The organism is Halorubrum sp. F4, from assembly GCF_027257195.1.
Lineage (GTDB): Archaea > Halobacteriota > Halobacteria > Halobacteriales > Haloferacaceae > Halorubrum.
On the sequence record NZ_JAPDFS010000004.1, the window covers coordinates 91,837 to 98,553 of the forward strand.

At 66.3% G+C, this 6,717-nt stretch carries 7 protein-coding genes; 4 read left to right on the top strand and 3 right to left on the bottom strand.

What is annotated here, in order from left to right; genetic code table 11:
* Positions 1-139 precede the first annotated feature (139 nt).
* Positions 140-1,183 (top strand): aspartate-semialdehyde dehydrogenase, encoded by a 1,044-nt coding sequence (gene asd, locus OKW78_RS11425; RefSeq protein ID WP_281195291.1) that lies wholly within the window; start codon positions 140-142, stop codon positions 1,181-1,183.
* Between the two features lie 58 nt (positions 1,184-1,241).
* Here the strand turns inward: asd and OKW78_RS11430 are convergent, their stop codons facing one another.
* Both OKW78_RS11430 and OKW78_RS11435 read right to left on the bottom strand, forming a co-directional pair.
* Positions 1,242-1,613, bottom strand: a complete 372-nt coding sequence (locus tag OKW78_RS11430) for a cyclophilin-like fold protein (RefSeq protein ID WP_281195292.1) — start codon at positions 1,611-1,613, stop codon at positions 1,242-1,244.
* Complete coding sequence (locus OKW78_RS11435) at positions 1,610-3,592, bottom strand: 3-hydroxyacyl-CoA dehydrogenase/enoyl-CoA hydratase family protein (RefSeq protein ID WP_281195293.1); 1,983 nt, start codon at positions 3,590-3,592, stop codon at positions 1,610-1,612. Before OKW78_RS11435 ends, OKW78_RS11430 begins: the two co-directional genes overlap by 4 nt.
* 170 nt (positions 3,593-3,762) lie before the next feature.
* On the opposite strand from OKW78_RS11435, the gene OKW78_RS11440 reads away from it, so the two are divergent.
* The 3 genes from OKW78_RS11440 to OKW78_RS11450 all read left to right on the top strand — a co-directional run bounded on the left by OKW78_RS11440 (position 3,763) and on the right by OKW78_RS11450 (position 6,175).
* Complete coding sequence (locus OKW78_RS11440; RefSeq protein ID WP_281195294.1) at positions 3,763-4,359, top strand: DNA-3-methyladenine glycosylase; 597 nt, start codon at positions 3,763-3,765, stop codon at positions 4,357-4,359.
* A 180-nt stretch (positions 4,360-4,539) separates the two neighbouring features.
* A complete protein-coding gene (locus tag OKW78_RS11445) occupies positions 4,540-5,436 on the top strand; it encodes an alpha/beta fold hydrolase (RefSeq protein ID WP_281195295.1) in 897 nt (298 codons plus the stop codon).
* Positions 5,437-5,533: 97 nt separating this feature from the next.
* Positions 5,534-6,175 (top strand): cyclase family protein, encoded by a 642-nt coding sequence (locus OKW78_RS11450; protein ID WP_281195296.1) that lies wholly within the window; start codon positions 5,534-5,536, stop codon positions 6,173-6,175.
* Between the two features lie 28 nt (positions 6,176-6,203).
* Here the strand turns inward: OKW78_RS11450 and OKW78_RS11455 are convergent, their stop codons facing one another.
* Entirely contained in the window at positions 6,204-6,617 is a 414-nt protein-coding gene (locus OKW78_RS11455) for a Rieske 2Fe-2S domain-containing protein (RefSeq protein ID WP_281195297.1), read from the bottom strand.
* Positions 6,618-6,717 lie beyond the last annotated feature (100 nt).

A 6,717-nucleotide genomic window follows, 5' to 3' on the forward strand; every position in this document is an offset into this window, starting at 1 on the left:
TACTCGGGCGGGGACTGAGGGCACGCGACCGGTCGTAGACGGCGGACGGTGTTAAACCGTCGGTCGTCGACGTACCGATGGTCACCCGAACGGACGCGTATCCGAACGCACTTATGTGACTGTCTCGCAGGGTCATCCAATGTCTGTACGAGTCGGCATCCTCGGTGCGACCGGTGCGGTCGGTCAGCGATTCATCCAACTGCTCGACGACCACCCGACCTTCGAACTGGCGGCGGTCACCGCGAGTCCCTCGAGCGCGGGCCTGACCTACCGGGAGGCCGCGAAGTGGCGCGTCGACACCCCGATCCCCGACGACGTCGCCGAGATGGAGGTCGTCGCGACCGACCCGGCGGCGATCGCCGACGCCGACGTCGACCTGCTCTTCTCGTCGCTTCCCTCCTCCGTCGCCGCGGAGGTCGAACCGCCGTTCCTCGAGGCCGGGTACGTCGTCTCCTCGAACTCCTCGAACGACCGGATGGCGGCGGACGTCCCCCTGACGATCCCCGAGATCAATCCGGACCACCTCGGGCTCATCGACGTCCAGCGCGACGAGCGCGGCTGGGACGGCGCGCTGGTGAAGAACCCGAACTGCTCGACGATCACGATGGTTCCCACGCTGGCGGCGCTCGACGAGTTCGGACTCGAGACGGTCCACGTCTCCACGCTCCAGGCCGTCTCCGGGGCGGGCTACTCCGGCGTCACGTCGATGGAGATCCTCGACAACGCGATCCCGCACATCGGCGGCGAGGAGGACAAGATGGAGACGGAGTCGCGCAAGCTGCTCGGCTCGTTCGACGGTGCCGAACTGAGCCTCCACGACGCCGACGTGGCGGCCTCGTGTAACCGGATCCCGACGCTCGACGGCCACCTCGAGAACGTGTTCGCCGCGCTGACGGACGACCCCGATCCGGAGGAAGTCCGCGACGCCATGCGCGCGTTCGAGAGCGCGGACCTCCCCAGCTCGCCCGATCAGCTCATCAAGGTGTTCGGCCCCGACGAGCCGGACCGGCCACAGCCTCGGCTCGACCGGACCTACGCCGACGGGATGGGGATCGTCGCCGGCGGCGTCGAGACGACGACGAACGGGGTCCAGTACAACTGTCTCGCACACAACACGATCCGCGGTGCGGCCGGCGCGTCGATCCTGAACGGCGAGCTGCTCGTCGAGGAAGGGTACGTCTAACGCTCCGGAGACGATCGCGTCCTTCGTTCCGGCGGTACGTTCTCCCGGCCGCGGACGCCTATTCTCGGTCGATCACGACTCTCACTCCGCCGTCGAGCGACCGGAGCAGGCTCACGTCGTCGAGCGAAGCGACCACGTTCACCGGGCTCACGGCGCGCGGCTCCCCGTCCGTGCTGACGGGCGTCGGTCCCCAGAACAGACAGAGCGCGTTCCCGCGCGGCCAGTAGGCGATCGCCCCGACCGGCACCGCTTCCCGCGCGTTCTCCGCCGGCACGTCGACGGGAACGTCGAAGTACAGCTCGTCGCCCCATCGCGTCGCGTCGCCGGAGAGGGGGAGCTCGTCGTCGATCGCCTCGACGGTCTCCGGGGCGTCGTCCGTCCACGTCGCCGGCAGTTCGCGGTCGCCGACACGGACTCGAAGGTCGCTCACTTCCCCTCGAACTCGGGCTCCTCGTCGCTCATGAACGCCGTGATTCCCTCCATGAGGTCGTCGGTGTTCATCGCGTGGCCGAACGCCTGCGACTCGGCCTCGAGGCCGGCCTCGCCGTCGTCCCGTCCGGCGTGGATGACCCGCTTCGTGTACTTCTGGGCGACCGGCGGGCCTGCCGCGAGCTCCTCGGCGAGCTCCCACGCCCGGTCGTCGAGCGCGTCGTTCGCGACGACCTCGTTGACGAAGTCGTAGTCGTACATCGTCTCGGCGTCGTAGCGGTCGGCGGTGAAGATGATCTCCTTCGCGCGCCCCTCGCCGACGATCCGCGCGAGCCGCTGCGTCCCGCCCCACCCCGGGATCAGCCCGAGGTCGTGTTCGGGCTGGCCGAGCTCGGAGCGCTCGGAGGCGACGCGGAGGTCGGCCGCGGTCGCGAGCTCCATCCCGCCGCCCAGACAGTAGCCGTCGATGCCGGCGACGACGGGCTTGTCCGACTCTTCGAGCTTCCCGAAGGCGCGCTGTCCCGTCCGGGAGAGCTCGACGCCCTCGAGCGGGTCCGTGCCGCTCGCGGCCATGCTCTGGAAGTCGGCCCCCGCCGAGAAGGCCCGGTCGCCCGCGCCGGTCACCAGGATCGCCCGAACCTCGTCGTCGGCGTCGAGCCGGTCGATCGCCGACTCGAGCTCCGCGAGCAGCTCGTGGCTGATCGTGTTCATCCGGTGGGGACGGTCGATCTCGACGTGTCCGATCCGCTCTTCGACGGTGACGGAGAGGGTGTCGTAGTCGGGCGTCTCGTCTCCCGTTCCGTCGGCGTCGGTTCCGTTCCCGTGGAATCCACCCACCTCGGCCGCCTCCCTGAGGTACTCGATCGCCCGATACCGTTCCTCGCCGGTCTCCTCGTGGAGGTCGTCGAGGACGTCACACAGGTCGTCGAGACCGGCGTCGTCGGCGAGTTTCGCCGGGCCGTCCGGGAAGCCGGCTCCGAGCATCATCGCCCGGTCTATCGCCTCGGCGTCGGCCACGTCGTTCCCGACCAGCCCGGCGACCTCGTTGGCCATCACGGCGAGCAGCCGGCGTCGAACGTCCTCGTCACCCTCGCCGGTGGGGATCTCGGCGCCGTCGTCCTCGTAGTCGTAAAACCCTCTCCCCGTCTTCCTTCCGAGGTCCTCGTCTTCGACCTTCCCGACGAGCAGCGGGCAGGGGCGGTACGCCTCGCCGAGCACCTCGTGCATGTACTCGAGGACGTGATACCCCACGTCGATCCCGACCTGGTCCGCGAGCTCGAACGAGCCCATCGGCAGTCCCATGTCGTACTTCGTCGTGGAGTCGACCGTCTCGATCGTCGCGTCGCCGGACTCGACGATCCACGCCGCCTCGTTCATCAGCGGGACGAGCACGCGGTTGACGATGAACCCGGGACTGTCCTTGCGGACGCGGACGGGCGTCTTTCCCATCGACTCCGCGAGCCCCTCGATCAGTTCGAGCGTGTCCTCGCTCGTGTGTTTCCCGGAAATGACCTCGACGAGGTCCATCCGCACCGGCGGGTTGAAGAAGTGCATCCCGCAGAAGCGTTCGGGTCGATCGGTGACCTCCGAGAGTTCGGTGATCGAGAGGCTGGAGGTGTTCGTGACGAAGACGGCCTCCTCGGGGGCGTGTTCGACCACCTGGCCGTACACGTCCTTCTTGATGTCCATCCTCTCGGGGACGACCTCGATCACGACGTCGGCGTCCGCGAGCGAGTCCGCGAGGTCGACGAACGTCTCGACGCGGTCGAGCGCGGCCGTCGCCTCCTCCTCGTCGATACGGTCCTTCTCGACGAGCTTGTCGAGCGACCACTCGATCTGGTCGTAGCCGTCCCGGACGAACTCCTCCTCGATGTCGCGGAGCGCCACGTCGTAGCCGGCGAGCGCGGCGACCTCGGCGATGCCGTGGCCCATGTTTCCGGCCCCGAGTACCGCGATCCGCTGAACGTCTTCGAGTCGCATACGGGAGGGTCACGAGCGCTCCGGTTCAACGTTTCCATTTCTCAAACGAGAAACTCAAGGCAAGTTTATTTATGGACCGTCGATCGGCCGACGGTGCATTCGCGAACCGAGCCGCCGACGCCGTCCGTGACCGGAAACGTACACGTAGTTTCGGGCCCAACGTCGGGACGATGGAGGACCGAATCGCGGCGACCTTACGCGAGGACCCGACGATGGCGACGCTCGTCGACCGACACGGACGGCTCGCGATCGAGCCCGCGGACGACGAGTTCGCGCGTCTCTGTACCTCGATCGTGAACCAGCAGCTCTCGACGGCCTCCGCGGCCGCGATTCACGAGCGGTTCGTCGGCGTTCTCGGCGGCGATCCGACCTCCGACCGCGTGCTGTCCGCGGACGAGGTCGCCCTGCGCGAGGCCGGACTCAGCCGCACGAAGGTCGAGTACCTACGGTCGGCCGCGGAGGCGTTCCGTGACGGCGACGGCGACCTCGCTCGCGAAGGACTCGCCGGCCACGACGACGACGCGGTCGTCGACAGGCTGACCGAGATCCGCGGGGTGGGCGAGTGGACCGCTCGGATGTACCTCATCTTCGCGCTCGGCCGCGAGGACGTGTTGCCGCTCGGCGACCTCGCGGTGCGGAAGGGGATAGAGCAGGTGTACAACGACGGCGAGGAGCTGACCCGCGACGAGATGCGCGAGATCGCCGAGTCGTGGCGTCCATATCGGAGTTACGGCACGCGGTACATCTGGGCGGAGTACGAGTCGTAGCTCGGACGGGTTACTGCGGATCGGCGCTGTTGAAATCGTTCGACGCCGATATATCTCGAACTACGTGCTGAACGTAGAGGGTGAGTGTCGCAGCAAAGTCGCACGAGCGTCCGGATATCGAGTGATGGAGAACCCAATTTTATAACGAATACACGGTACATACACGAAAGGGGAAAGAGAATGACTACACGGACGGAAACCGACGCACTGCTTCCGGATATACCATCGGTAGAGAGCACTTTCCGCGACGTAAATGATGTGAGCCTACATACTGTCGCTGCCGGTGACCCGAATGACTCGCTCGTCGTTTTGCTTCACGGCTTTCCAGAGTTTTGGTATGAATGGCACGACTACATCGAACCGTTTGTCGAGGCCGGCTATCGCGTACTCGTCCCAGATCAGCGAGGATATAATCACAGTGAGAAGCCCGCTGGTATCCGTCCGTATCGGATTACCGAACTCTCGGGGGATATCATCGGTCTGATTGCTACCGAAAATCGGGATACTGCACACGTCGTCGGTCATGATTGGGGAGCTGCCGTGGCGTGGGATCTGGCGCTCAGACGTCCGGATACCGTCGATCGGCTCGGAATCATCAACGTTCCCCACCCGATGGTGTTTGAGGAGCATCTTCGATCGAACCTGACGCAAATGCGCAAAAGCTGGTATATGTTCTTTTTCCAGGTCCCCCGCGTTCCTGAGTGGTATGTCAGACGGGACGACTACGAGTTCATGGTGACTGCGATGCGGCAGGAAGCTCGATCGGAGGCATTCAACGAAACGGATTTCAAGCGGTATCGTCGGGCGTGGGCACAGGACGGAGCGATCACGGCGATGCTCAACTGGTATCGGGCACTCTTTCGACACGGCGAGGAGCCACCACGCGAGCGTGTTACCGCACCCACATGTGTCGTTTGGGGTGAGAACGATCAGGCCCTCGTGCCGGAGATGGCTCCACAGAGTCTCGACTACTGTGACGAAGGAACCCTCGAACAGATCTCCGAGGCCACTCATTGGATCCCTCACGAGTACCCCGATCGGGTGGCAAACCTACTCCTCACCCATCTCGGATCGTAAGATACGCACTCCCATTCGGCACACCGCTTGTGTCAGTCGTAGAGTGTTTCTACAGAGTACACCGATCGTTTTCCGCGTCCCGCTCCCGGGTTCGGACGTGCACCACGACCTCAGCCATCCGATCGAGACCGGCATCCAGACGTATCCCGGCGATCCCGCCGTCACCGTCGAGACCGTCGCGACCCACGAGACCGACGGCTTCCACGTCGAATCCGTCGAGTGTGGGAGCCACACCGGAACACACGTCGACGCGCCCGCACACACGGAACCCGACGGGCGAACCCTCGACGCGTATCCGGTCGAGCGATTCGTCTTCGACGCGATCCGCGTCGACTGCCGGGACCTCGGCGCTCGCGAGTCGATCCCCGCCGAACGCGTTCCGGACGCCGACGCGGACCTCCTCGCGTTCCGGACCGGCTGGGACGCCTCCTGGGGAACCGATCGCTATCTCGACCATCCGTACCTCTCGCCGGCGGCCGCCGAGGCGTGTGCCGAACGTGGGTTCGACGTCGCCGTGGACGCGCTGAGCCCGGATCCGACCCCGTCACCGAACGCGAGCGACGACGAGCCGGCGGGATTCGAGGCCCATCACACGTTGCTCGGTTCCGGTTCGCTGATCCTCGAGAACCTCACCGGCCTCGGTGCCGTCGACGAGCGGTTCGAGCTCCGCGCGTACCCGCTCGCGCTCCCGAGCGACGGCGCGCCGGTGCGGGCCGTGGGCGTCGACACGGCGGAATAGCGCGGCTCACGCTCCGCCGTGGCACGGATCAAAACGACAGATGTGAGGCGGATCCCGGCCCGCCGTCGTCGATCCCGCCCTCGTGGAGGAACGTGTACCGGTCGTCGGCCAGGTGAACTACGCCGTCCTCGACGGCGACGTCGACGTCGGGAAGCGTCGTCCCCGCGGCCGGGCCGTTGTCGCACTCGCCCGAACAGGCGTCGAAGAGCGACCCGTGACGCGGACAGACGATCTCGTCGTTTCGTATCGCCGCGCCGTCGCCGGTGTCGAGCCGCTGGCTCTCGTGCGGGCAGGTGTTGGCCCACGCGCGGACGCCGGGCTCCTCGGTACAGCGGACGAGGACCAGCTCCGTCTCGTTCGTGAACGGGTCCTCCGCGGTGAAGAGGTACGACCCGTTCTCGGGGACGGCCTCGAGGTCGACGATACGCGTCCCGTCTCCCATCGGCAAGGGAAACGGCGTCCCGGATCAAAAACCCCACGGCCGGAACGCTCCCTCGTTCCGGGGCTCCGACTACTCCTGTGCCGGGGCTCCGACTACTCCT

Excerpts from the sequence above, each read along its gene's own strand:
- asd (WP_281195291.1), top strand. The coding sequence starts at position 140 with ATGTCTGTACGAGTCGGCATCCTCGGTGCGACCGGTGCGGTCGGTCAG.
- OKW78_RS11455 (WP_281195297.1), bottom strand. The coding sequence starts at position 6,617 with ATGGGAGACGGGACGCGTATCGTCGACCTCGAGGCCGTCCCCGAGAAC.
- OKW78_RS11440 (WP_281195294.1), top strand. The coding sequence starts at position 3,763 with ATGGAGGACCGAATCGCGGCGACCTTACGCGAGGACCCGACGATGGCG.
- OKW78_RS11445 (WP_281195295.1), top strand. The coding sequence starts at position 4,540 with ATGACTACACGGACGGAAACCGACGCACTGCTTCCGGATATACCATCG.
- OKW78_RS11435 (WP_281195293.1), bottom strand. The coding sequence starts at position 3,592 with ATGCGACTCGAAGACGTTCAGCGGATCGCGGTACTCGGGGCCGGAAAC.